This is a genomic window from Xylanibacter rarus (assembly GCF_001275135.1).
GTDB classification, from domain to species: Bacteria; Bacteroidota; Bacteroidia; order Bacteroidales; family Bacteroidaceae; genus Prevotella; species Prevotella rara.
Window position 1 is genome coordinate 65,380 of sequence record NZ_LFQU01000009.1, and the last position, 24,785, is coordinate 90,164.

The following is a 24,785-nucleotide window of genomic DNA, read 5'->3' on the forward strand; positions in this document are numbered from 1 at the left end:
AAGAAACTATTTTTCGTTGTTTACATTTTATGTATAAAACAAGTTTTATTTTTAAGGTATTATCATTATTGTTGTGCTTGTCTTCTTTTCAGACAGCATACTCGCAGGATAAGCCGATAGCCTTTCCAGGTGCTGAAGGTTTTGGACGTTATACCACAGGTGGACGAGGTGGTGCTGTATACCATGTAACCAATCTTAATGACAGCGGTACAGGATCATTTCGTTGGGCGTGCGAACGTAGTGGAATTAGAACCATCGTTTTTGATGTGTCTGGCACAATACATTTGAAGAGTGAACTCAAACTGCGTAACGGTAACGTGACGATTGCCGGACAGACTGCTCCTGGTGACGGTATATGCATTGCTGATCATCCTTTTGTAATAGCTACGGATAATGTTATTATGCGTTTTTTGCGTTTCCGACTTGGAAACAAATATGTAGATGACCATGAAGGCGATGGTCTTGGAGGTACTGACAACAAGAATATAATTGTCGACCATTGTTCTGTAAGCTGGAGCATAGATGAGTGCTTGTCTGTATACGGAAGCGAGAACACAACAGTTCAGTGGTGTATTGCTGCGCAGAGTCTTCGTGAGTCCGGCCATTCAAAGGGTGCTCATGGATATGGCGGTAACTGGGGAGGTTCTGGTGCAACTTATCACCACAATCTTCTTGCTCACCATGAGTCACGCGCTCCGCGCCTTGGCCCGCGCCCTGATACACAGACAGACGAGCGTATGGATATGCGCAACAATGTTATATACAACTGGGCCGGAAATGGATGTTACGGCGGTGAAGGCATGAATGTTAACATTGTGAACAATTATTATAAGCCAGGACCTGCTACAAATACAAGGAAGACTGATATGCAGAAGAGGATAGCAGGAATCGGCATCCGTACTTCTGAATACACAGATCACGATACAGACAAACCTAATGAATGGGATGTAATGTGGCACGTCTGGGGCGACTTTTATGTAGACGGAAATGTAAATCCTAAATACTCTGATGTTACTAATGACAACTGGACATACGGTATTTACAATCAGATAAGCAACAGCGGCAACGACAATACGTTCACACAGGAAACCCGCGACACGATGCGCTTGTCAGAACCATTGACGTTTGAGGCCGTAACAACACATTCGGCTGAGATGGCTTATGACAGGGTGCTTGCCTATGCAGGAGCGTCACTGCACAGAGACTGGGTTGACGAACTAGTTGTAAACGATACGCGTAATGGCGGTGCGTCATGCACAGGTACATCCAGTGCAACAAGCAAGTTGCCGGGCATTATTGACAGCCAGGACGACTTGAAGCAGGCTTTCCCTGATGCAGGAGATGATTGGAGCGCATGGCCTGAACTGAAATCTGAGGCAGCTCCGTTAGATACCGATGGCGACGGTATGCCTGATGCATGGGAAGACGCAAACGGACTTGACAAGAATAATGCCAGTGACGGAAAGACCATAGGAGCTGACGGATATTCAAATCTTGAGAGATACATGAACAGTATTGTTGCCGAGATAATGGAGGCTGGCAATGAAGGCGGAACGCTTCTTAGCGGCAATCAGATTTATGATGATGACAACGACCCGTCAGATGGTGATACTGTTGTTTATGAACTTTCATCAGATACATATCTTAATTCTGATTCTGGAAATTCTGCTTTATGGATTTTCAACAACGGTTTCAGCATTTCTAATGATGGCGGTAAAGGCTATTCGAAAGGCGAGCAGGGCTGTGTCAAGTATTCAAGCGGAGTGCAGTTTACTGTGAACATTCCTTCAGGCAAGAAGGTTACAAAAGTAGGCATCTATGGATACGACAACTATGCTGACGGCGACAGCTATCTCGCAGAGCTTAACGGCATGGAATATTCAGAGACTGACTATGTGTTCCCTGCAAAAATAGGCACAACTCCGGTGTATAAGTCTTATGATATAGAACTTGTTTCACCTGCCGAAGGCACACTTACGTTTAAGGCAGCCGGCAAGCAGTGTGTATGGAAACTTTCTCTCACAACAACAACTCCAACCGGCATCTCTGAAATCAATACTGATGAAAAGAATGCAGGAAAGATATATAATCTGCAGGGTGTAGAAATGAAAGGTTCATTGCAGCCCGGAATATATATCCGTAACGGTAAGAAGTTTGTTGTTAAATAGAATGTTTAAACAGCAGATAAAATAATTATTAAGGCAGAAGTCATTATCATAATGGCTTCTGCCTTTTTGTTTTAATAAGCGTTTGTAGGAAGTTCTTATTTTCTGTTTTGTCAGAATTATTCAGACTGATTTTGGGTTAGTAGACAATAATCCGTTCAATATAAAGCACCATTTTGGCTTGATTATGATGACTGACTTGAAGCCAGTTGATTAGGCTTGGTTCCCTGTTTTGGTTCATTTGCATTTTGTTTTGTATATAAACAGATGAACCATATAAAAAACATTTTGTGATATTTTTACTTTTCTTTGGTTTTAAGTATCTTTGCATATGTGATAAATCGTGACTTTATTTAAAGTCTTTTTGAGTTCTTGTAAACTGTTTAAAATCTATAATACCAAGAAAACGATGAAAAAGCGAAATCTATTTGTTGTAGCGGCTGTCTTTTGTTCTGTTGTTTCTGGTGCTCAGACTCTTCCTTACCAGAATCCTAATCTTTCCGCAAAGGAACGTGCTGCTGATTTATGTTCAAGGTTGACGCTTGAGGAGAAAGCCAAGCTGATGCTCGATCTGTCAGAAGCAATACCCCGATTAGGCATACCCGGATTTGCATGGTGGAGCGAAGCCCTTCATGGCGTCGGACGCAACGGTTATTGCACGGTGTTCCCTTCATGTATCGGAATGGCTGCGTCTTTCGACGATGTGTTGCTCGAGCGTATATATACGGCGGTGAGCGATGAGGCACGTGCAAAGAATACGGCACAGAGAAAGAAGGGCAGCGTGGGCCGTTATCAGGGTCTTTCGTTCTGGACTCCAAACGTAAACATTTTCCGTGATCCGAGATGGGGACGCGGGCAGGAAACTTATGGGGAGGACCCATATATGAACGCGCGCATGGGACTTGCCGTGGTGCGTGGCCTGCAGGGACCGGCCGGACATAAGTATATGAAGCTTTATGCCTGCGCAAAGCATTTTGCCGTGCATAGCGGTCCTGAGAAGACGCGCCATCATTTTGACATCGAAAACCTGTCGCCACGTGATTTGTGGGAGACTTATTTGCCGGCCTTCAAGGCGCTTGTGCAGAAGGGAGGCGTAAAGGAGGTTATGTGTGCATATCAGCGTTTTGAGGGAGAGCCCTGCTGTGGCAGCAACAGGCTGCTTAGGCAGATCCTTCGTGACGAATGGGGATTTAAGGGGCTTGTGGTGAGCGACTGCGGCGCCATCAGTGATTTTTGGACTCCTGGCTGCCATGAAGTTTCACCCGATGCTGCTTCAGCCTCAGCCAAAGCCGTTATAAGCGGCACCGACCTCGAATGCGGAAACAGCTATAAGGCTCTGCCTGATGCCGTAAAGGCCGGAGCCATAACGGAGCAACAGATAAATACAAGTGTAGAACGGCTGCTTGAGGCACGTTTTGAACTGGGCGACTTTGACCCCGACTCCCTTGTTGAGTGGACCCGCATTCCTGAAAGTGTTATAGCGAGCAAGGCCCACAAGAAGCTGGCGCTCGACATGGCACGCGAGCAGATGGTGCTGCTGCATAACAAGAACAACACTCTGCCGTTGGCAAAGAACGCTTCTGATATTGTAGTTATGGGACCTAATGCTGCCGATTCGACAATGATGTGGGGCATATATTACGGTCAGCCTACACACACCATCACGGTGCTTGAGGGAATGCGCAACAAGCTTGGCTCTGGCGTAAGATATGTCAAGGGATGCGACATAACGTCAATGACCGAGAGTGAGAGCATTTTTGGACGCATGACAGGACTTGACGGCAAGGCCGGAATGACAGCAAAGTTCTGGAATAACACCGATATGGATGGACAGCCTGTTTATGAAGGCAATTATTCGAGCCATCCTCAGTTTGACACCGGCGGCAACACCGTATTTGCTCCGGGAGTGGAGCTGAAAGATTTTTCTGTCAGGTTCAACGGAAACTTTACGGTTGACAAGACAGAGACGCTGTGTGTGAGATATCTGAATGACGGACGCATACGCCTTATTGTCAACGGAGACACTTTGGTAAACAGAAATAATAAGAACGAGGTGAGGCTTAATGAACGCCGTATTAAGGTTAAGGCCGGCGCCAACTATTCTGTGCAGCTCGACTATATCCAGTTTGGCAATGGCGCTTCGCTGAGTTTTGACGTATCAAGAATGCAGACACTCACAGTTCCCGGTGTGCTCAAGTCTGTTGGTGATGCATCCACTGTTGTGTTCGTTGGCGGTATATCGCCCAATCTGGAGCGTGAGGAGGCTAAGGTTACGGAGCCGGGATTTGACAATGGCGACCGTACCAGCATTGAACTTCCCTTAGTTCAGCGCGAACTTATCAAGGCTCTTCATGATGCAGGCAAGAAGGTTGTGCTGGTCAATTGCAGCGGCAGTGCGGTTGCGCTTACACCAGAACTCGAGACATGTGATGCAATTCTGCAGGCATGGTATCCCGGTGAACAGGGCGGTACGGCTGTGGCAGATGTTCTGTTTGGCGATTACAATCCCGGCGGCAAGCTTCCTGTTACATTCTATAAGAACGACAGTCAGCTGCCTCCGTTTGACGATTACAATATGGCAAACCGCACCTACCGCTATTTCAAGGGCGAACCGCTGTTCCCCTTTGGATACGGATTAAGCTATACGACATTTGCTGTAGGCGAGCCGTCTTATGACGCCTCAACCGGTAAGATAAAGGTGAAGGTTGGCAACACCGGCCGTCGTGACGGAGTAGAAATCGTGCAGGCATATATGCGCAACACGGCAGATGCAGAAGGACCGCTGAAAACATTGCGCGGATTTGCGCGTGTTGAGCTTAAGGCAGGCGAGACGAAGACCGTAGAAATAGATTTTCCGCGTGAAGCTTTTGAGGGCTGGGATGCTCAGAGTAATGCCATGAGAGTGGTGCCGGGCAGGTATGACATCATGGTCGGAACATCGAGCGCTGACAAGGATCTGAAGCGTATAAGCGTGGATGTGAAGTGATAAAACAGAAAACTCGTTTGGCAACACGACATTTTCTCGAGTAAAAAGTCATGACATTTTAAAATAGCGAAATAGCGATTCAGATGGCTGTCATTGGCCTAAAAACATTCAAAATCTATGGCTTTTAGCAGCCTGAAAGGTGAGTTTTGATATGAAAACCATAGACTTTTGGCTATAAAACAAGCCTTTTGACACTGCAAAACATGCCATTTTATGTTATAAAAGCATACCTTTTACACGCTGAAAGGTATGCTTTTGCTTTTATTATACAGTGTGAATTAATGCCCGAATGTTATAAAGTATTGATAACCAATGTTTTATCTTGTATACTGTAAAATGCAGGATTTTAAGGCGGGGATGTCTTTTATTTTCGCGACGGCCTTTCTGCGCACGTTAAAGGTTTTGATTTTAGAAAACTTTTGCATCCCTTCATTTAGTTTTATGTGTTGTAACAAGACGTAATTCATATAGACTACTCAGTCTGTTTCATTCCGGTTGAATATATTAAAATAAAAGGGATGCAGCCATGACAGCTGCATCCCTTATGATGTATAATCTGTTGTTTAAGATTATTTGTTAACGAATTTCTTGCCGTTCTGAATCAGAATGCCCTTTGTGTTCTTGCTTACGCGCTGACCTGCGAGGTTGTAAACAGGAGCATTTGCGTCAAACTTCTCAACTGTTGTGCCGCTGATGCTTGTGCCTGTTTCGTCTTTTACATAGAGATAAGGCATTATACCCTGCTCATCTGCATAACTTCCGAATGATTTATAGTTTACAGAATACTGAACGTATTTGTTTACACTAACGTTAGTAATTTTAAATGTTCCGTCTGCATTAGCGTCTATAGTCCAAACATCTCCTTCTGTTGATGTGTCAGAAACGTTGAAACTGTTATATGAATCTTTCTGATAGAGATATTTTCCATTGTTCTGTTTGATTGTGTAACCGCCGTCAGTAGCTTCAATAGTGAAAGCATTTGTATTGTCTTCAGAAAGTTCGATAACACCATTTTCTTCCTTTGCGCTTTCAACATAAAGGTAACCGTATGTTGAAGTTATCTGCTGTGCCACATTATAGACACCGTCATTTAAAGCAACAATCAAATATTCTTTTCCGCTTTCAATTTTGTCAGCCTTTTTATATTTTGCTGTTACAATAGGTTCAGGTGTATCGCCTTCAATGTAAACAACAATAGATTTAATCTGTGTATTACCACCGATGTTTAAAACAACACTGTTTGATGAACCTGTCCATGTTGCGCTATTACCAACGACGCTGAGTTCACCATTGTCAACTGTATTGTTGGCATTCCATTTACCTGCGTTAAATTCTATGCCTGAAAGTTTTTTACCTTCTGGGGCAGTGATGGTCAGTGTTCCTGTATACATACGAAGACGTGGGCTTGATGACCAAATACGATTCTCGTTATTGCCGCTTGTTTTTGCTGAAACTGTTATTGATATTCCGTCGATAGAACATGTTGTTGCTTCTGTGAAATCGCCATCGTGAGAGTCATTGCTTGATGTTCCTGGCAGGCTCGGGAACAATGTCGCATAGTCATTATCAAAGTCGAATGTAGTTTGCGCAAATCCTGTTCCGCATATAAGGGACAGGATTGCAACTAAAGATAAGCGTAAAATTTTCTTCATAATCATAATTTTTTTAATTATTAATGTTGTTATATGTTTTACAAAAATAGAGATTTTATTTGTATTGGACAATTCTTTTTATGTTAAAATGTGGTTAATATTCTTTATCAAAAAAAGAGTGAGCAACATTAATGTCCTCACTCTTTTCATAAAGGTCTAATAAAACGAATCTTATTTTATAACTTTATCAGTCTTTGTCTTTCCGTTTTCGTAGGTTATCTTTCTGATATTTATGCCTTTAGCTGGTGCATTTAACTTGGCTCCGCCAAGTGTGAAGTATTCAATCTTCTTTATTTCAGAAGTGGTAACTTCATTGCTTATGCCTGTAGATACACACGAAGGATAATACTCGTCAACGGTATTTATGGCATCCGTGTTCTGAGATTTCATGATATTCTCAACGATAGAGTTGATATAAACCTCAACGTTGGTGTACCATCCTTTCTGTGTGTCTATAGTATACAGACTTGCATCTGAGGCATCGTTGGGATTAAGGCCGTTGGCAATTTCCCATTCGTCGGGCATTCCGTCGTTGTCGCTGTCATAGCCGTCAGGGCGCTGACCGGTGGGGAAGTTGGCTTCGGTGTATCCGTTAACATCAGAAACAAGGTCTACAAGACCTTCCTGCTTGGTTACAGAGCCTGTATATGTAGCCGTACCTGTCTGGGCTTCTTCCATATAGCGGGCGTCAACCTCGTCGCGATAAAGAGATGCACCGCAGTAGAGCATGACCTTGCTGAATGCGTTTTCTGCACTGTGGGTTGTAACCTCGCCCATTGGAGCTGGCTCGTCCATCTTTATTCTGACGCACATTTCGCCGTCGCTGTTTGCTACGTGTTCAACTGCATCTCCGTAATAGTTGTTTACGTCCTTAGAATATTCTTCGCCATTGATGGTGTATGTGCCGTCGTCATAGCTTACGCCGCTCCAGTCTCTGTTTTGAGTTATTGAACCTCCGTGAGTTTCTGTTGTGTTGCCTGCAATGTAGTAACGGCTGGTCATACCGAAGATTTTCGGATGTCCTTCAGAGTTTCCATCAGCAGCAACTGAAATTTCTGTAACCTTCTTTGCTTTGCTGTCCGGTGTAGACGGACCGCCCTTATAGTAGTTGTTCACTATATTAATTTGTCCGCCGCCGGGGCCTCCGTAGCAGCCGTTGCTGTTGCCCCAGTTATACATCACACAGTTGCGGAAGTCTACATTTTCGGCCTGAACAGAGTTCTTCCAGTTATATGTGCTGTACAGTTTGTTGCCCGTGTATCCGCTCCATTCATAGCGTGCGCCGTTGAAACGCGGAACGCGGTTGGTTACGTGTGCTATCATGTTGTGGTGAAAGCTTGCCAGCTTACCGCCCCAGATGCCTCCGTAGCCGTGTGCGCCCTTGCCGTGTCCGGCGTTGTTAAGGCTCTCGGCAACAGTACACCATTGCATTGTAAAGTTATTGTTGTCGTAGAATGAGGCAACTTCGTCTATACTCCAGCTGAAAGAGCAGTGGTCAAGAATAATACCTGTTGTTTCTCTTTGCCATGTTGCGTCTGCTCCGTCGTTCTTGTCTTTTTCCTGTCCGCGGCGCACGCGTATAAATCTTATGACATTGTTTGCTCCCGGTCTTACAGTATAGTATCTTAAAGTTATTCCGGGGTAGGGTGCTGTCTGTCCGGCAATGGTGGTGTTTGCGCCGATGCTGATATCAGATTTCAGAGGTATTACTCCGGCAACATCAAATACGACAATCTTCTTAGAAGATCCGCTGACAGCAGATCTGAAAGAACCTGTACCGCTGTCGTTCAGATTAGTTACATGTACAATCTTTCCTTCGCGTCCGCCCGTTACGTAGCGTCCGTGACCTTCAGCTCCGGGGAATGCGGGAGCTTGCGCAGAAACAGCAATGGCACTCGCTGCCATTGCTGTTGTCATTAAGAGTTTCTTTTTCAATTAAATGATGTTAGAATTATCTTTTGTTATATCTGTTTTAATAAATGTCAGATGCTTTTAAGTAGATTTTGTCTTGCTGCTGATTACTGATTGAGCTTGGCAACATCGTAGCCCATACGCTCCATCTCCAGTGAAGCCCAGATAAACGGACCAACGCCTTTTCCGTCGTTGTCGCGTATAGGTTCACTCATGTAGTAGTTGAACGAGCCGTCGCGGCGGCGTCCTTTTGCGTTGTCGGGGCCTAAGCCTGACACTTCGCAGCAGCGTGTAAGTGATACAGTCTTGTCTGCATTCACCTTGATGAACTCTTTCAGTATACCTTTATAGCCTTTCAGTCCGGCTTCTTTCATGTCGTTAGAGAAGTAGCCGAGGCGTGAGCCTTTCAGCAGGACGTATGTAAACATTGAAGAAGCTGTTGCTTCGAGATAGTTGCGCGGATCTTTAACGTCGAGCACATCATACCATAAGCCGGTCTTCTTGTCCTGATATTTTACGGTTGCCTTCATAACGTTGTTCAGCATATCAATCAGTTTACCTCTGTTCTCATAGTTTTCAGGGAGAACGTCGAGTACTTCGAGTATAGCCATTGCAAACCATCCTTGAGCGCGTGCCCATGTATGTTTAGACAAGCCTGTTTCAGGATTAGCCCAGAACATCTTCTGAGTTTCGTCCCATGCATGTTTCCACAGTCCAGTCTTTTCATCGTATGTACGGCTGTATGTCTTTGAAATCTGCTCGAAAGTGTCGTCATAATACTTCTTTGCCTTTTTCTCGCCTTTCAGTATAGGTGCTCCCATTGTGTAGAACGGATGTCCCATATATACACCGTCGAGCCATACCTGGTGTGCATATATAGCCTTGTGCCACCACACTCCGTCCTTTGTGCGAGGCTGCTTTTCGAGCTGTTTGAACAGAGTTTTCAGGGCTTTCTCATTCTTCTTCTCGGGGAAGAGGTTGTTCATGCGCAGGATATAGCGTGCCGGACGTGTGTTGTCCAGGTTGAAGTCTTCATATTTGTATCCTGTGATGTTGCCCTTTTCGTCAATCATCTTAGCCGGGTATTGCTTCAGATAGTCTATGATGCTCTCGTCTTTGTATGCCAGATAGGTGTCGAGCATTGATTCGAGCTCTATTCCTACAACATATCCCCATTTTGGCTTTTTTGCGAAGTCAATCATGCATGGGTCTGGGTTGCGCTGCATTTCAGAGTGTACCATCCACTCGCTGTAGTTCTTGAACGGAGCCTCGGCAAGGATAAGTGAACCGTTGATGAAGAGGTTATCGTAGTTCATGTCGCGGGTTTTGCCCTTTATGTAAACCGGCTTGTCATAAACGCCGTCAAACTTACAGTTCTTCAGATTGATGTTGTATACATTGGTCAGTGAGTCGAATGCTACAACCATGATTCCGTATTTGCTCTTCTGGCAGGTTACGTTCTCCATGTAGACGTTGCGTACTGTCGGGTAGAATCCGCGACGGCCAATTTCTTTCGGCTCATAGTCAAGATTGATCTTGAGCACAGCCTCTGCGCACTGGCCAACTTCAACGTTGCGCATATAGATGTTTTCAATCACGCCGCCACGGCATGAGTTTGTCTTTATTCTGAGAATACGGTCAAGGTTTGGGCTGTCCATTTTGCAGTTTTCAACAAACACATTGTTGCATCCGCCTGAAATCTCAGAGCCGATAACCACTCCTCCGTGTCCGTCTTTCATTACGCAGTTGCGCACAATTATGTTTTTGCTCGGACGTCCTACATAACGGCCCTTGCCGCCTTCGCGTCCGTCCTCGTTGCGTCCGCTCTTGATTGCGATGCAGTCGTCGCCAGTGTCGAACACGCAATTCTCAATAAGAACATTCTCGCATGATTCAGGGTCACAGCCGTCTCCGTTAGGGCCGTCGTTGTGTACGGTTACGTTTCTTACGGTTATGTTCTTGCTTAGCAGCGGGTGCATTACCCAGAACGGTGAGCGTACCATAGTTACGCCTTCAATCAGAATACCGTCACACTGATTGAAGTTTACCATCTGAGGGCGCAGACCTTTTTTCGGGCCGAATATACGTTTTTCGATAGGCACTCCGTTTTCTGCCATTTTCAGCAGGTCGGCGCGTCCTCCTGGATTCTGCTGCTTTTCCTCAACAACAATGTCCTTGCTCTTAGGAGTCTTTCCGCTCATCAGCCACCATGTGTCGTCAGAACCGTTACCGTCGATAGTTCCTTCTCCGGTTATCGCGATGTCTGTTTCCTTGTAAGCATAAATCAGCGGTGAATAGTTTATGCAGTCGAGTCCTTCCCAGCGTGTTTCAACCAGAGGATAAAGGCTTCTGTCAAATTCGAAGAATAGGGTAGCACCCTTTTCGATTACAAGGTTAACGTGGCTCTTCATTCTTATGGCGCCAGTCTTCCATGTTCCTTGTGGGATTACAACACGTCCGCCACCGGCTTTTGAGCAGGCCTCTATAGCCTTGTTGATGGCTTTCTGGTTTTTTGCCGCACTGGCCTTTAGCGATGCTCCATACTTTGTTATGTCAAAAGTACGGTCGGCAAACTTAGGCATCCTGATGCTTTCTTCAATTTGTTTGTACTGCGTTTCCCATACTGATGCCGTCATGGCAAGCGGAAACAGTAGGCATAGCAATAATGTCTGTAATTGTTTCATAAAAACTAAGTTTGTAATGTATACGTAAAGTTAATATATGTTATTATTTTTTTGATTGTTGGTACAAATATAGTGAATATAATTTGAATACGAAAGCTTGTGTGTATTATTTTGTTTTATTTTTGTAATATGCTTTGATTTACAGCACTTTGCAATATGTAATGCAGAATGCCAAAATGTAAAATATTTAACATTTTATGTAGCCTAAATGTTAAATATTAGTTTTTAAATCAAAAAACTTGCAATTGTCATTGAAATGCCTTATATTTGCGACATCTTATTTATGATTTCGAAGTTTTAACGAAATCGTCAGAGGTTGACAGCATCCTGCGTCAACCTCTTTTTGTTTTTGCCCGTGATTGTTTGTCTGTTATGAAAAATATTGTTACTTTTGTATATCGTTAACCAACATAATATATTATGAAAAAAATCAGGTTTATGTTTGTGCTGTTGTTGACAGCATTCTTTTTTTCTGCATGCGACAAACCCTATGATGATTCGGAAGAAGGCATAGATGACGGAACGGAGATTGTCGGCGGAACGGATAAGGACACCGGTTCGGATGATGAAGATGAAGGCGATGGTGAGTATGATGATGATACAGGCATTTCTTTTGGTGATGTTGTGGATGTAGAGACGTTTATCAGTAAGCCTATAGTTGATCAGGTATGGGTGAAGGGCTACATCGTAGGTTCGGCAACTGGCGCCAATGGTAAGAAACGATATGATTTTGAACCTCCGTTTGATCACGATACAGCATTACTCTTGGCTGACGATCCTGCAACAGCAGACCTTTCTCATGTCGTTTCAGTATGCCTCACGTCATGCTCAAAGAAAATACGTGAGGAACTCAATCTAAAGGAACATCCTGAAAATCGCGGCAAGGTGTTGTCTGTGTTTGGTTTCCGCGAGACGTATCTTGCCATTCCCGGAATAAAGAAAATAGATGCTTACGAATTTTCGAATTAGGATGTTGATGTGTCTTATGTTTTCGGCTATTGAAGAATTGTCTATGTCATTTTTGCATCTGATCTTGATAAATCCTTGACTGATAGGGCGATAAAATAATTGACAACGCCTCACGGCGTTGTCAATCTCGGATAAACTTATATAATTAAAACACGATAATATAACGTCTTGTCAAATGTAGCGTCAATGTGTAATACTCACGTCAACTGCATATAGCGATATTACACAGCTATGCAGTGACACGGCATTTATTAGTCTGATATTAATTTTATAAGATTGACCATAGCCCCTTACATCGAGAGAATAGGTCTTACATCATAAGGCAGGTATTCTGACTTTGTTCCACTTTCAAGCACCTTCCCGTTTTCACAGTGGCATGTTACTTTTAAGTTATAAAGGAACTTACAGCTGCGGGACAGTCGGAGATTTTCACCCCGTTCCCTTTTTAATCGAGTCGTATCGAACCTTAATCATCCGCAAAGATACATATAGTTTGTCAAAGTTCAAAAGAAAAAACGTTATTTTTCTAAAATATTTGTGCGTGTAAACATTTCTTCTTATATTTGCACGTACAATATGATTGTTTAATATTAATTTAATTTAGATAAAGCCTATCGAAACACTGTTTACCTAAAATTAAAAAATAAGAATAAAGAAATGGAAAATATAAGTAGGTTGACTGATGAGGAGTTAGCTATTTCTTATGTAAGGGGAAACAACAGGGCTTTTGATGAGCTTTTATCAAGAAATCAGAGCAAATTGTTCTCATACATATTGTTTGTCGTCAGAGACGAGGACAAGGCCAACGACCTGTTTCAGGAAACTTTTGTGAAGGTTATAACAAAGCTGCATCAGGGCAGGTATGTTGACAGTGGAAAATTCGGAGCGTGGATTATGCGCATCGCGCATAATGTCATTATGGATTGGTATCGTGAGCAGCGTTCGCGTAATCTGATTGAGCCTACTGACGAGAACGATCTCTCTAATCTCAGCGGCAATGAAATACTGGACAGCAACGTTGAAAACCGTTATGTAAACGATCAGATAATGGTTGATGTCAAGAATATGATGAATATGTTGCCTCCCACGCAGCGTGAGGTTGTGTTCATGAGGTTTTATCAAGATTTGTCGTTTAAGGAGATTGCCGAGACTACGGGAGTCAGCATCAATACTTCATTGGGCAGGATGCGGTATGCTATCCTCAATCTGCGCCGTATGTCAAAGGAACATAATATAGCGCTCCAGCTTGACTGACCGGTCAGACTTGCGCCGTTCTTAAGATTTAGTCAATATTGAATAACTTTAATAATATAGACAAGCCGATTTAATTCGGTTTTTTACTGTATGATGTTGCGGACAATAGGTTGTCTTAATCTGTTGGCAACATAAAATGGCGCAGACTGTATTATCCGTCTGCGCCATTTTATATTGTATATTATTTTATGCTTATTTTCTGCGTCCAATATTGAGCGTTTAGAGTTGCTTCAGGTCGTGTATGGTGGCAGCCGGATCTTTTGATTTGAATATATAGCTTCCGCTGACCAGAACATCCACGCCGGCTTCAACGAGTCTTGGGGCTGTTTGGCTCTGTACGCCTCCGTCAACTTCGATAAGTGCCTTTGAGCCGGATTCTTCTATCAGTCTTCTTAAACGCTTTACTTTGTCAATGGTGTTTTCTATGAATGCCTGACCTCCGAATCCGGGGTTTACACTCATTATTAGCACCATGTCAACGTCCTTTATGACATCTTCGAGCAAACATACAGGTGTCGACGGATTTAGCGTTACGCCGGCTTTCATGCCTGCTTCATGTATTTCATGTATTGTTCTGTTAAGGTGTGTGCATGCCTCGAAGTGCACGTTCATCATCATGGCTCCTGTCTTTGCTGTCTGCTTTATGTATCTTTCAGGTGCTGTTATCATGAAATGCACGTCAAGCGGCTTTTTGCATGTTTTTGCGACAGCTTCAATTACTGGGAAGCCAAATGAAATGTTTGGCACAAACACTCCGTCCATAACATCAAGATGGAGCCAGTCAGCCTCGCTGTTGTTTATCATATCGATGTCTTTCTGCAGATTAAGAAAATCGGCAGAAAGTAATGAAGGTGAAATTAATGTTGCCATAAATGGTAGGTTTCTAATTCAGACAATAAGCTTCGTTTTTCCGTTAAGTTTTATAGACCTGTAGGTATAAGCTATCTGCTTGATAATGTTTAGCGTATTCTTAGACGGCTTGTTTTCTTCTTTGGTAAAATATTTCATAGGCAAATTATTTTTAATTCTATTATTGTAACGATGATAAATCGTTTTTATTACTCTTTTATATGTCTTTTTTTCTGATTTCGTTTGACAGAAGCTGTTGATGTTTAAAATATTATTGAATTACATTTAGATATTAGGGCTTTTCTGTGTGTTTTATGCTCTTTTGTTGTTGCTCTGGTGTTCTTGTTTTTATATATAAATGTGCTAACGTTGTAAACATAACTTGCCGTATTGTGTTAAAACTGCAACTTTTTTGATAAAAATGTGCCAAAAAGTTTGTTGCTTATAGAATAATGTTTATCTTTGCAATCGGTTAAGCTGGGGTATCCGCTTGATTTGTTGGTGAGTGTGCCTTTGTTTTATGCGGCATACGTATAAATAGATAAAATTTACTGAAAACAATATTTGCATAGTTATGGCTTAATTCACAAAAGCAGAATATAGCGGGCTATTGTACTGTGTGAAGAAGAATTATACATTTTTTGAGGCCTGCCGAAACGGCAGGCCTTTTTTATTAAGATTAGTTTATTAGGTAAAAATTTCGTGGCGTGTATGCCTTAATAGACAGAATATTTGTATCTTTGTTACATGGCAGAATTCATCAGTAATGTATTTAAAGGAATTTGTCATAGCTAATTTATTTATGTCTGAAACGAAACTGTAGTCATGATAATAAAAGTTTGTGGATTGCGCGATCCTGAAAATATACGTGCCGTCATGGGGCTTGGCGCTGATATGATAGGCTTGGTATTTGACAGAAGAAATCCGCGTTATGTCTCTTCGATACCCTCTAATGTCGGCTTGTTGCCTGATTATGCAAGTATACAGGGGCGTGATCTGAATGAGGATGGAAAAGTGGCAAGAGTAGGAGTCTTTGGTAGCGATATGCCCCAGAACATTATAACGATGGCTTATAATTATAAGCTCGATTATGTTCAGCTGTATGGCAAAAACGACGAGATAATGATAAACAATCTCCGGTTGACTCTTAGGGATGAGATATGTCCGGGAATAAAGTTCATTAAGGCTATTGGCATTGCTGATATGGAAGATGTCGGACTGTGGCGTAAGTATAAAAATGTTGCTGACATGCTGCTCTTTTATCCTAAAAAACAGTATGGCAATGATGTTGACACAAAGTTTGACTGGAGCCTGCTTGACTATTATGACGGAGATATACCGTTTATTATAAGCGGCGGAATAGGACCTGATGACGTGGAGAAAGTGTTTTCGTTGACTCATCCTTGCATGGCAGGAATAGACATTAACAGCCGTTTTGAAACTTCTCCGGCCGTAAAGGATATTTCTTTGTTGAAGCCGTTTATAGAAAGTATAAGAAATGGATAGCAGCATAGCCCTGTTGCTTTTGATATTGTTTTATGTCGTCGGAGGCGGCAGTCGCTTACAGGCTGTTTTAGCTTTTGTATTAGTTTAGCAGATAAATGTTTTTGACAGAGGAAGGTTATATATAAATAATTTGCAATGACGTTAAAAGATTTTTTAAACGAAAAGGATATATTTGCGGCAAATGCCGGTATGGAACTTGTGGAGGTGAGAGAGGGATATTCACGTGCAGTAATGACGGTTGGCAAGTCGCATCTCAATGCCGGTGGCGTTTGTCAGGGCGGTGCGCTTTTTACACTTGCCGATTTGGCTCTGGCTGCAGTAATGAACAGCCATGGACAGCTGACGCTTAGCATAGAAAGCACGATAACGTTTCTGCACAGTGCCGTAGAAGGTGATGTGCTTACGGCTGAGGCAACAGAAACATGCAATCATCACAAAATACCTTATTGCGAGGTTAAGATATGCAATCAGGACAATAAACTAATTTGTAAGTTTACAGCCATAGCTTACAGGAAAAAGACTGACTTCAAGTTTGACGCTTTGATGTAAAGCGTCAGACTGATTGCTTTGATTATTGCTTGGCAATCAGTCTTCAGACAGGTCTGCCACCATCTTTCTGTACATGGTATACATGTGTGTGCGTGATATGTAGCCCAATAGGTGGTTCTCATTGTCGAGCACAGGCAGCATGGCAGAGTCGGTCTGGTCAAACTTTTTCATCACAATCTCCATTGTGTCGTTCACGCTTAGCGTTGCTTCTGGCTGAGACATCAGTTGCTTGACCTTGAAGTGATGATACAGCTCAGTCCTGAACACAATGTGGCGAAGCTTGGTTATGTCTATTTCGCCAAGCAGGTTGCCCGCATCGTCGAGCACAGGCAACACGTTGTTGTGGCTCTTGCTTATTGCGTGTACGAGCGAAGCCAGGTTGAGCTCGGGAGACACGGCCGTGAAACTCTTGTCAATCACGCTGTCAAGGCTCATAAGCGTAAGCACGGCCCTGTCCTTATGGTGCGTTATCAGTTTTCCCTGACGTGCCAGTCGCATGCCGTAGATGCTGTGAGGCTCGAATATTATGATGGTAAGATATGCACAGATGCTTACAATCATCAGAGGAATGAACATCTGGTAGCCACCGGTTATTTCGGCAATGAGGAAGATACCTGTAAGCGGTGCGTGCATCACTCCAGCCATTACGGCCGACATTCCGAGCAGTGCAAAGTTCTTCTCAGGCAAGTATATTCCTATTTCATAAATGTTCCATACTCTTGCAAAGAAGAAGCCTGCAAATGCTCCTATAAACAATGAAGGAGCGAATGTTCCGCCGCATCCTCCTCCGCCGTTTGTGGCAGAGGTGGCAAACACCTTGGTGAGAAGAACCATTCCGATGTATGGCAGGAGCATTTCGCTGTTGCCGTAGAACGGCGAGTTGTGCAGGATGGTTTCCCATTCGGCTTCAGTCTTTCCGTTTAGCAGGATGTTTATGCTGCCGTATCCTTCACCGTAAAGTGACGGAAACAAGAATATCAGCGGGCTTAACACCATCGCGCCGAGCAGAAGCTTTAGCATGGGGCGGTTCTTTATGCGGCCGAAAACAGACTCGCAGGCGGTCATGGTGCGTATGAAGTAAAGGCTTACAAAGCCTCCGAATATACCTAGCAGAATGTTTGCCGGCACGCGTTCAACGGGCCATGCGCTGTCAAGATGGAAGAAAAACAGCGGGTCGCTGCCAGTGAATATATACGTGAAACATGTGGCTGTTACGCTTGATATCAGTATTGGCAGCAGCGATGCCATGGTAAGGTCTATCATCAAGACCTCGAGCGTGAACACAAGTCCGGCTATCGGGGCCTTGAATATTCCGGCTATCGCTGCGGCGGCTCCGCATCCTACAAGCAGCATCAGTGTTTTGTTGTCCATGTTGAACAGCTTGCCGAGATTGCTGCCTATTGCCGAACCTGTAAGTACGATAGGTGCCTCGGCTCCTACGCTTCCGCCGAATCCGATAGTTATGGCCGACGCTATCACCGAGCTCCAGCAGTTGTGTCCTTTCAGCCTGCTGCGCTTGCTGCTGATGGCATAAAGAATGCGGGTGATACCGTGGCTTATCTCGTCTTTGACGATGTAGCGGACAAAAAGTGAAGTAAGGTAAATACCTATCACCGGATATACAAGATACATCCAGTTGAATGTGTTTGCATCAAATTTAGATGTCAGCAAAAGGGCAATTTCCTCAATAATCCAGTGCAGGATGAATGCTGCTATGGCAGCAAAAAATCCTACAAGAAAGCTTAAGAACAGCGTGAATTGGCGGTCTGTTATATACTGCTTGCGCCATGATATGATACGCTCCATCAGTGTCTGTTCGCCTGAAGCCCCTTCTGCAATTCCGTTAATACGACTCACTTTGTGTCCTTTTATTTCAGATTATAAAAACTTATTTTCTTATTATATCTATCTCTCCGTTGTTCTTTATCTTTATTATGCTCGACGGAGTGTGCGGCTTATGTTCCTGTCTGCGGCTGAAGCATACGTAGTCTACAGCGTTAAGCAGCTCTTCAGAAATGTCGCAGTAGTTTTGCGCTGCCGGCTGGCCGCTGATGTTGGCGCTTGTAGACACAATGGGCTTTTGGAATCTGTAGCACAGTTCTTTGGAGAATTCTTCGTTGGTTATGCGCATTGCTATGCTTCCGTCTTCTGCAATGAGGTTGGGCGCCAGGTTGACAGCTTCGTCAAAGATGACTGTAGTTGGCTTTGTGGCAAGCTCCATCACGTTCCATGCCACTTCAGGTGCATTGCGTACATATCGTTGAAGCCTTGCGTCTGAGTCTACAAGGCAGATGAGAGCCTTTGAGTCGTCGCGCTGTTTTATCTTATATACCTTCGCCACAGCCTCGGCATTGGTAGCGTCGCATCCTATGCCCCATACGGTGTCGGTGGGGTAGAGAATCACTCCGCCGTTTTTCATTACTTCAACTGCTTTTTTTATGTCGTCCTGTCTGTTCATTGCCTTAAATTATTTAAATGTTTTTATTGCTGTTCATCAAGTTGTTTTCAAACATTCCGGCGTGTTCGCCGGTGTTTTTACAAACTGCAAATATACATAAAAATACGATACACATAAAATATTACGTGCTTTTTTACTTTTTGTATTATATATTTATTGTGATTGGTCAATAAATGAAGTTCAGACAGCTGCAATGTCTGTTTTATTGTGTCTTTATTATATTAATTAAGGTGTTATTTTTTTGTTTGTCGTCTTTTGGATGATAGTTGTCGTCTTTTAGACTGCTGTAAGGCTGCTATGCAATACAGACGAGTGGAATATATACGGATAAGCCGTGAACTTTTTGTTCCGAAAGTTCGTCAAATTCTTATGTAGAAAAAGTAATGTCGTTTTTGAGACGCGAAAATCGAAAGCAAATCGTGTGTTTTATGTTTAAGGAAGTGCCAAATCTTGATGTGTGCGGCTTAAATTGTAAGTAAAATCTTGTGTATTGGTTTCAAATCATTAACCTATTGTTTTCAGGTCGTAACTCGGCCACTTTTGCATCGAAAGTGGCCCGTTTTCGTCACCTAAACAATAGGTTTTTCATTGCCAATCCGGCATATCATAAAGTCGGATGCTTTTATGCTGTTGTATGTATCATCCTTTTTCACTTAAATATGCAACAAGGCGGCTCAATGGTTTAGCCAAATCCATTATATGAATGCAATAAAAAAGGCCCACAGGCAAATAACCTGCAGGCCCATTGATATAATATCAAATTATGTTTTAATGTTACTTTCTGAGTTATTCCTGGATATCCCATCCAATGGCACTTGCGCCGAGCACGGCTGCTGAAGAACCGTCGAGGCCGCTTATAAGGAACTGTGCCTTGCCTCTGAATGTGTGGAACACGTGTTCATCGTAGCTTTTCTTGATCGGGTCCATAATCAGGTCGCCGGCTTTAGTGAGTCCGCCGAAGAAGACAAAGGCTTCGGGTGAAGCGAAGGCTGCAAAGTCGGCGCAGGCCTCTCCGAGCATCTCGCCTGTAAAGTCGTACACTCTTTTTGCAAGCTCGTCACCTTTTCCTGCTGCAACAGAAACGTCAAACGATGTTATGTCTTCCGGTTTCATGTCGCGCAGCAATGAAGGCTCGTTTGATGTTGACAGAAACTCGCGTGCTGTGCGTGCAACGCCGGTGGCAGAGCAGTATGCTTCAAGACATCCCGTGCGTCCGCAACCGCATAATCTTCCGTTTTCACGTCTCATTATGACGTGGCCAAGTTCTCCTGCAAATCCGTCGCATCCGTAAACAAGCTGTCCGTTGATTACTATGCCTGAACCAACACCTGTGCCGAGTGTAAGCATGATGAAGTTTTTCATTCCGCGTGCCACTCCGTATGTCATTTCGCCTATGGCTGCGGCATTTGCATCGTTTGTTATGGCTACGGGAATGCCTAATTTCTGGCTGAACATCTCTGCCAGCGGAACTACACATTCATGTCCCCATACGAGGTTAGGTGCGTATTCTATTGTGCCTTTGTAGAAGTTGGCATTGGGGGCGCCTATGCCCATTGCCTTAATTTTGTCGATGCCTCCGACTTGGTCGATTATTATCTGCAGTGCGTCTATTGAAGCGTCGACGTATTCGCTCACTTGCGAGTACGATTGTGTTTTTATTGCTGTTGTTGCCTTAATGTCACCACGGCTGTCGACGATGCCGAAAACAGAGTTCGTGCCACCGAGGTCGAGGCCTATGACGTAGGGCTTTAATGCTTGTGAAATCATGATATTTTATTTTAAATAATAATTCTAGCAATGCAAAGTTATCAAATTTATTATACGTAGCAAAGTTTTGTATATAAAATTTGTTCCTTTCATAAAAAATTAGCAATTTTGCACCCGTTATGCCGTTTCAATTTCATCTTGACATACTTGACTGGATTTTCAAGGGTATACTCATAGGCATTGTAGCGTCTGCGCCTATGGGGCCTGTCGGGGTTCTTTGCATTCAGCGCACGCTGAACAAAGGGCGTTGGTATGGCCTTGTTACCGGTATCGGAGCCACAATCAGCGACTTTATCTATGCGCTGATAACGGGTTTTGGCATGAGCTTTATTGTAGACATAATCAACAATAACCAAAATCGTTTTGTCTTTCAGATACTTGGCAGCATAATGCTCATGGCGTTTGGTATATACTGCTACAGGTCTGACCCTACGAAGAAAATACATATCAGCGGCAGCAAAAAGGGCAGTCTTATTCATAACTGCGTAACGGCATTCCTTGTAACTTTTTCAAATCCGCTGATTATATTCCTGTTCATGGCAGCCTTTGCCCAGTTTGCCTTCGTAATGCCAAAGCATCCGCTACACATGTGTGTAGGCTATCTCAGTATTATATGCGGAGCCCTGTTGTGGTGGTTTGGTCTTACATGGCTTATTGACAAAGTCCGCAATAAGTTCGACAACAGCAGCATCGTTATAATCAACAAGATTATCGGCAGTGTTGTCATTATCTTCTCGTTGCTGGTGCTTATCGGCACTGTGTTCAATCTGTACACTTTCCACTATTAGTGTGCATGAGCCGTAACCGTTAATTGCCGGCGCAACAGTTTTGTGTTGAACTTTATTTTATCTAAAACATGTTTATATCACAAGAATTAAGAAAAAAGAACATAGCCGAGTATCTGCTCTATATGTGGCAGGTGGAAGACATTATCAGGGCATATGGCTGCAGCCTTAGCGCCATACGTCATGATTATATCGACAAATTCAACTATGACGAGGAACAGAAGGAGGAGATGACCGACTGGTATGGAAACCTGGTTAGGATGATGAATCAGGAAGGATGCCGCCAGAAAGGACATTTACAGATAAACAAAATCGTAATGCAGCAGCTTGTCGAGCTTAACGCGCAGTTGCTGCAAAGCACAAAATTTCCGTTCTATACTACGGAGTATTATAAAGTCCTGCCGTTTATTGTTGAGCTGCGCAAGAGGGGAGCAGACAACGAGGAGAATGAAATTGAAACCTGCTTTAATGCCCTTTATGGCGTGATGATGCTCAGACTGCAGAAAAAAAAGATAAGTCCGGACACGGAGCATGCAATAAAAGAGATAACGACATTCATCGGGATGCTCTCGGATTATTATATCAAAGACAAGAATGAGCCCCTTGAGTTTGACTGACAGTCAGCTTAGCTTTTAACTAAAGAAACTTTTATACTATGAATATATTGATTACAGGTTGCAACGGACAGTTGGGCAACGAGATGCAGCTGCTTGAGGACAAATATCCTCAGCACCGCTTTTATAATACAGACGTAAACGAACTTGACATCACCAATCAGCTGGCTGTGGCTGACTTTATCAACCGCAATGCCATCGACGGTATTGTAAACTGTGCGGCTTACACGGCTGTTGATAAGGCTGAGTCGAATCAGAAACTTTGCACGGCACTCAACACGGAGGCTCCGGCATACCTCGCCATGGAAATAGAGAAGCGTGGCGGATGGCTGATACAGATATCTACAGACTATGTGTTTAACGGAAAGAGCTTTGTTCCTTACACCGAAACAGACACACCGTGTCCTGACAGCGTATATGGAAGCACAAAGTTGGCAGGCGAACTTGGCGTCAGCAAATTCTGTAAGCGCACGATGATAATACGAACAGCGTGGCTTTACTCAACGTTCGGAAATAACTTTGTGAAGACCATGCTGCGTCTGGGACGCGAGAAAGAGCAGCTTGGCGTGGTGTTCGATCAGATAGGCACACCTACGTATGCACGCGATTTGGCTGTTGCAATAATGGCTGTCATTGAGCAGGGCATTAAGCCGGGCGTGTATAATTTCTCTAATGAAGGCGTCTGCAGCTGGTATGACTTCACCAAAGCCATTCACCGCATAGCCGGTATCAGCACTTGCAAGGTAAGGCCACTTCACACAGCCGAGTATCCCACACCTGCGGTACGTCCGCATTACAGCGTGCTCGACAAGACGAAGATAAAGAATGAGTACGGACTGGATATCCCTTATTGGGAAGAAAGTCTTGCCGACTGCATTGAAAAGTTGCTGAATAATAACTGATACGAATTTTTTAAATAATCTGTCTGACGACAGAAATCCTGATTTTAAGTTGAGACGGCAGGCCGCATGACTTGCCATGTTGCATGTGAGCAGTTGCAGCCGGAAAATCGTCTCGTGCTTATTTTCCAATTACAAGATAAAAGTATATGAATAACGAGATTGAAAGAAGAAGAACGTTTGCCATAATTTCTCACCCTGATGCCGGTAAGACTACGCTTACGGAGAAGTTCCTGCTATTTGGAGGACAGATACAGGTGGCAGGAGCCGTAAAGAACAACAAGATACGCAAGACGGCAACTTCAGACTGGATGGATATAGAGAAGCAGCGTGGTATTTCTGTTTCTACTTCGGTTATGGAGTTTGATTATGAAGGTTATAAGGTGAACATTCTCGACACACCCGGTCACCAGGACTTTGCCGAGGACACTTACCGCACGCTTACTGCTGTTGATTCGGCTATCATTGTTGTCGACGGAGCAAAAGGTGTTGAGGCTCAGACCAGAAAGCTGATGAATGTGTGCCGTATGCGCAACACGCCCGTTATAATATTCATCAACAAGATGGACCGTGAGGGACGTGACCCGTTCGACCTTCTTGATGAGCTTGAACAGGAACTCGAGATACATGTGAGACCTTTGTCGTGGCCGATAAATCAGGGCGCGAAGTTCAAGGGCGTATATAATATATATGAGGAGAAACTCGACCTGTTTACACCCGACAAGCAGCGCGTGACAGAGAAAGTTGAAGTTGACGTTAACAGCGAGGAACTTGAACAGCATATCGGTGAGGCTGACGCAAGCAAGCTTCGTGAAGATCTTGAGCTGGTTGAGGGTGTATATCCTGAGTTTAATGTAGATGACTACCGCAATGCAGAAGTAGCTCCTGTGTTTTTCGGTAGTGCGCTGAACAACTTCGGTGTGCAGGAACTGTTGAATTGTTTCGTTAAGATAGCTCCGAGTCCTAAGCCTGTCAAGGCTGAGGAGCGTATGGTTTCGCCTGATGAGCCTAAGTTTACAGGCTTTATTTTTAAGATTACAGCAAACATCGACCCCAACCATCGTTCTTGCATCGCTTTCTGTAAGGTCTGCAGCGGTAAGTTTGAGCGCAATCATCCTTATCTGCATGTACGTCAGGGAAAGACTCTCCGCTTTTCGTCGCCGACGCAGTTTATGGCGCAGCGCAAGAGTACTATCGATGAGGCGTATCCAGGCGATATCGTAGGATTGCCCGACAATGGCATCTTCAAGATAGGTGATACGCTGACAGACGGAGAGATATTGCATTTCAGAGGATTGCCGTCTTTCTCTCCTGAAATGTTCAAGTATATAGAGAATGACGACCCGATGAAGAGCAAGCAGCTCAACAAAGGTGTAGATCAGCTTATGGATGAGGGTGTGGCGCAGATGTTCGTCAATCAGTTTAACGGCCGAAAGATAATCGGCACGGTAGGACAGCTGCAGTTTGAGGTTATACAATACAGACTTGAAAATGAGTATAATGCAAAATGCCGTTGGGAGCCGGTTCATCTGTATAAGGCATGCTGGATAGACTCTGACGATCCTGCAGAGCTCGATGCATTTAAGAAACGCAAATATCAGTATATGGCTAAAGATAAGGATGGCCGCGATGTGTTCCTGGCTGATTCTGGTTATGTCTTGCAGATGGCACAGCAGGACTTTAAGCATATCAGATTCCATTTTACTAGTGAATTTTAATATTCAAGTATAGGCGTGA

17 protein-coding genes and 1 riboswitch are annotated in these 24,785 nt (G+C 43.8%); of the genes, 10 read left to right on the forward strand and 7 right to left on the reverse strand.

The genetic code is table 11. The annotated features are described in order from the left end of the window. The first annotated feature begins 29 nt into the window (after positions 1-29). The gene (locus ACU52_RS06270; RefSeq protein WP_239684882.1) at positions 30-2,168 is read left to right on the forward strand and encodes a pectate lyase family protein; all 2,139 of its coding nucleotides are present in this window, start codon (positions 30-32) and stop codon (positions 2,166-2,168) included. A gap of 406 nt (positions 2,169-2,574) precedes the next feature. Beyond that, positions 2,575-5,151: a xylan 1,4-beta-xylosidase gene (gene xyl3A, locus ACU52_RS06275; protein ID WP_053398186.1), complete on the forward strand. Its 2,577-nt coding sequence runs from the start codon at positions 2,575-2,577 to the stop codon at positions 5,149-5,151. A gap of 569 nt (positions 5,152-5,720) precedes the next feature. Here the strand turns inward: xyl3A and ACU52_RS06280 are convergent. From ACU52_RS06280 to ACU52_RS06290, 3 genes are all read right to left on the reverse strand, one after another. Further along, a complete protein-coding gene (locus tag ACU52_RS06280; protein WP_147630795.1) occupies positions 5,721-6,803 on the reverse strand; it encodes an RICIN domain-containing protein in 1,083 nt (360 codons plus the stop codon). Positions 6,804-6,974: 171 nt separating this feature from the next. Then, complete coding sequence (locus ACU52_RS06285) at positions 6,975-8,720, reverse strand: pectate lyase (protein WP_239684883.1); 1,746 nt, start codon at positions 8,718-8,720, stop codon at positions 6,975-6,977. Between the two features lie 101 nt (positions 8,721-8,821). After that, positions 8,822-11,398 (reverse strand): glycoside hydrolase family 88 protein, encoded by a 2,577-nt coding sequence (locus ACU52_RS06290; protein WP_053398162.1) that lies wholly within the window; start codon positions 11,396-11,398, stop codon positions 8,822-8,824. A gap of 420 nt (positions 11,399-11,818) precedes the next feature. Here ACU52_RS06290 and ACU52_RS06295 point away from each other — a divergent pair, with 420 nt between their 5' ends. Together ACU52_RS06295 and ACU52_RS06300 are read left to right on the forward strand one after the other, a co-directional pair. Beyond that, a complete protein-coding gene (locus ACU52_RS06295; protein WP_053398163.1) occupies positions 11,819-12,367 on the forward strand; it encodes a DUF6359 domain-containing protein in 549 nt (182 codons plus the stop codon). Between the two features lie 304 nt (positions 12,368-12,671). Next, positions 12,672-12,851: riboswitch (cobalamin riboswitch) on the reverse strand. 173 nt (positions 12,852-13,024) lie between these two features. Then, positions 13,025-13,621 carry an RNA polymerase sigma factor gene (locus ACU52_RS06300; protein ID WP_021853963.1) on the forward strand — a complete coding sequence of 199 codons (597 nt, stop codon included), beginning with the start codon at positions 13,025-13,027 and terminating at the stop codon, positions 13,619-13,621. A 219-nt stretch (positions 13,622-13,840) separates the two neighbouring features. Here the strand turns inward: ACU52_RS06300 and rpe are convergent, their stop codons facing one another. Continuing rightward, positions 13,841-14,491: a ribulose-phosphate 3-epimerase gene (gene rpe, locus ACU52_RS06305; protein ID WP_053398164.1), complete on the reverse strand. Its 651-nt coding sequence runs from the start codon at positions 14,489-14,491 to the stop codon at positions 13,841-13,843. Positions 14,492-15,295: 804 nt separating this feature from the next. On the opposite strand from rpe, the gene ACU52_RS06310 reads away from it, so the two are divergent. Beyond that, positions 15,296-15,976, forward strand: coding sequence for a phosphoribosylanthranilate isomerase (locus tag ACU52_RS06310; protein WP_082335187.1), 681 nt, complete (start codon positions 15,296-15,298; stop codon positions 15,974-15,976). Between the two features lie 135 nt (positions 15,977-16,111). Then, complete coding sequence (locus ACU52_RS06315) at positions 16,112-16,525, forward strand: PaaI family thioesterase (RefSeq protein ID WP_021853959.1); 414 nt, start codon at positions 16,112-16,114, stop codon at positions 16,523-16,525. A 36-nt stretch (positions 16,526-16,561) separates the two neighbouring features. Here ACU52_RS06315 and ACU52_RS06320 read toward each other — a convergent pair whose 3' ends face one another. The 3 genes from ACU52_RS06320 to ACU52_RS06330 all read right to left on the reverse strand — a co-directional run bounded on the left by ACU52_RS06320 (position 16,562) and on the right by ACU52_RS06330 (position 20,750). Further along, positions 16,562-18,331, reverse strand: coding sequence for a chloride channel protein (locus ACU52_RS06320; RefSeq protein ID WP_053398166.1), 1,770 nt, complete (start codon positions 18,329-18,331; stop codon positions 16,562-16,564). 82 nt (positions 18,332-18,413) lie between these two features. Next, a complete protein-coding gene (locus ACU52_RS06325; protein WP_021853957.1) occupies positions 18,414-18,983 on the reverse strand; it encodes an L-threonylcarbamoyladenylate synthase in 570 nt (189 codons plus the stop codon). Positions 18,984-19,769: 786 nt separating this feature from the next. Further along, positions 19,770-20,750: an ROK family protein gene (locus tag ACU52_RS06330; protein ID WP_021853956.1), complete on the reverse strand. Its 981-nt coding sequence runs from the start codon at positions 20,748-20,750 to the stop codon at positions 19,770-19,772. A 119-nt stretch (positions 20,751-20,869) separates the two neighbouring features. Between ACU52_RS06330 and ACU52_RS06335 the strand changes: the two genes are divergently transcribed. From ACU52_RS06335 to ACU52_RS06350, 4 genes are all read left to right on the forward strand, one after another. After that, entirely contained in the window at positions 20,870-21,538 is a 669-nt protein-coding gene (locus ACU52_RS06335) for a LysE family translocator (protein ID WP_053398167.1), read from the forward strand. Between the two features lie 68 nt (positions 21,539-21,606). Further along, the gene (locus ACU52_RS06340) at positions 21,607-22,152 is read left to right on the forward strand and encodes a DUF4924 family protein (RefSeq protein ID WP_053398168.1); all 546 of its coding nucleotides are present in this window, start codon (positions 21,607-21,609) and stop codon (positions 22,150-22,152) included. Positions 22,153-22,190: 38 nt separating this feature from the next. Beyond that, positions 22,191-23,051 (forward strand): dTDP-4-dehydrorhamnose reductase, encoded by an 861-nt coding sequence (gene rfbD, locus ACU52_RS06345; protein WP_053398169.1) that lies wholly within the window; start codon positions 22,191-22,193, stop codon positions 23,049-23,051. A gap of 146 nt (positions 23,052-23,197) precedes the next feature. Then, positions 23,198-24,766 (forward strand): peptide chain release factor 3, encoded by a 1,569-nt coding sequence (locus ACU52_RS06350; RefSeq protein ID WP_053398170.1) that lies wholly within the window; start codon positions 23,198-23,200, stop codon positions 24,764-24,766. The last annotated feature ends 19 nt before the right edge of the window (positions 24,767-24,785 follow it).

What these genes read in the sequence shown, in the direction of transcription:
- ACU52_RS06270 (WP_239684882.1), top strand. Translation starts at nt 30, where the DNA reads ATGTATAAAACAAGTTTTATTTTTAAGGTATTATCATTATTGTTGTGC.
- xyl3A (WP_053398186.1), top strand. Translation starts at nt 2,575, where the DNA reads ATGAAAAAGCGAAATCTATTTGTTGTAGCGGCTGTCTTTTGTTCTGTT.
- ACU52_RS06280 (WP_147630795.1), bottom strand. Translation starts at nt 6,803, where the DNA reads ATGAAGAAAATTTTACGCTTATCTTTAGTTGCAATCCTGTCCCTTATA.
- ACU52_RS06285 (WP_239684883.1), bottom strand. Translation starts at nt 8,720, where the DNA reads ATGACAACAGCAATGGCAGCGAGTGCCATTGCTGTTTCTGCGCAAGCT.
- ACU52_RS06290 (WP_053398162.1), bottom strand. Translation starts at nt 11,398, where the DNA reads ATGAAACAATTACAGACATTATTGCTATGCCTACTGTTTCCGCTTGCC.
- ACU52_RS06295 (WP_053398163.1), top strand. Translation starts at nt 11,819, where the DNA reads ATGAAAAAAATCAGGTTTATGTTTGTGCTGTTGTTGACAGCATTCTTT.
- ACU52_RS06300 (WP_021853963.1), top strand. Translation starts at nt 13,025, where the DNA reads ATGGAAAATATAAGTAGGTTGACTGATGAGGAGTTAGCTATTTCTTAT.
- rpe (WP_053398164.1), bottom strand. Translation starts at nt 14,491, where the DNA reads ATGGCAACATTAATTTCACCTTCATTACTTTCTGCCGATTTTCTTAAT.
- ACU52_RS06310 (WP_082335187.1), top strand. Translation starts at nt 15,296, where the DNA reads ATGATAATAAAAGTTTGTGGATTGCGCGATCCTGAAAATATACGTGCC.
- ACU52_RS06315 (WP_021853959.1), top strand. Translation starts at nt 16,112, where the DNA reads ATGACGTTAAAAGATTTTTTAAACGAAAAGGATATATTTGCGGCAAAT.
- ACU52_RS06320 (WP_053398166.1), bottom strand. Translation starts at nt 18,331, where the DNA reads ATGGAGCGTATCATATCATGGCGCAAGCAGTATATAACAGACCGCCAA.
- ACU52_RS06325 (WP_021853957.1), bottom strand. Translation starts at nt 18,983, where the DNA reads ATGAACAGACAGGACGACATAAAAAAAGCAGTTGAAGTAATGAAAAAC.
- ACU52_RS06330 (WP_021853956.1), bottom strand. Translation starts at nt 20,750, where the DNA reads ATGATTTCACAAGCATTAAAGCCCTACGTCATAGGCCTCGACCTCGGT.
- ACU52_RS06335 (WP_053398167.1), top strand. Translation starts at nt 20,870, where the DNA reads ATGCCGTTTCAATTTCATCTTGACATACTTGACTGGATTTTCAAGGGT.
- ACU52_RS06340 (WP_053398168.1), top strand. Translation starts at nt 21,607, where the DNA reads ATGTTTATATCACAAGAATTAAGAAAAAAGAACATAGCCGAGTATCTG.
- rfbD (WP_053398169.1), top strand. Translation starts at nt 22,191, where the DNA reads ATGAATATATTGATTACAGGTTGCAACGGACAGTTGGGCAACGAGATG.
- ACU52_RS06350 (WP_053398170.1), top strand. Translation starts at nt 23,198, where the DNA reads ATGAATAACGAGATTGAAAGAAGAAGAACGTTTGCCATAATTTCTCAC.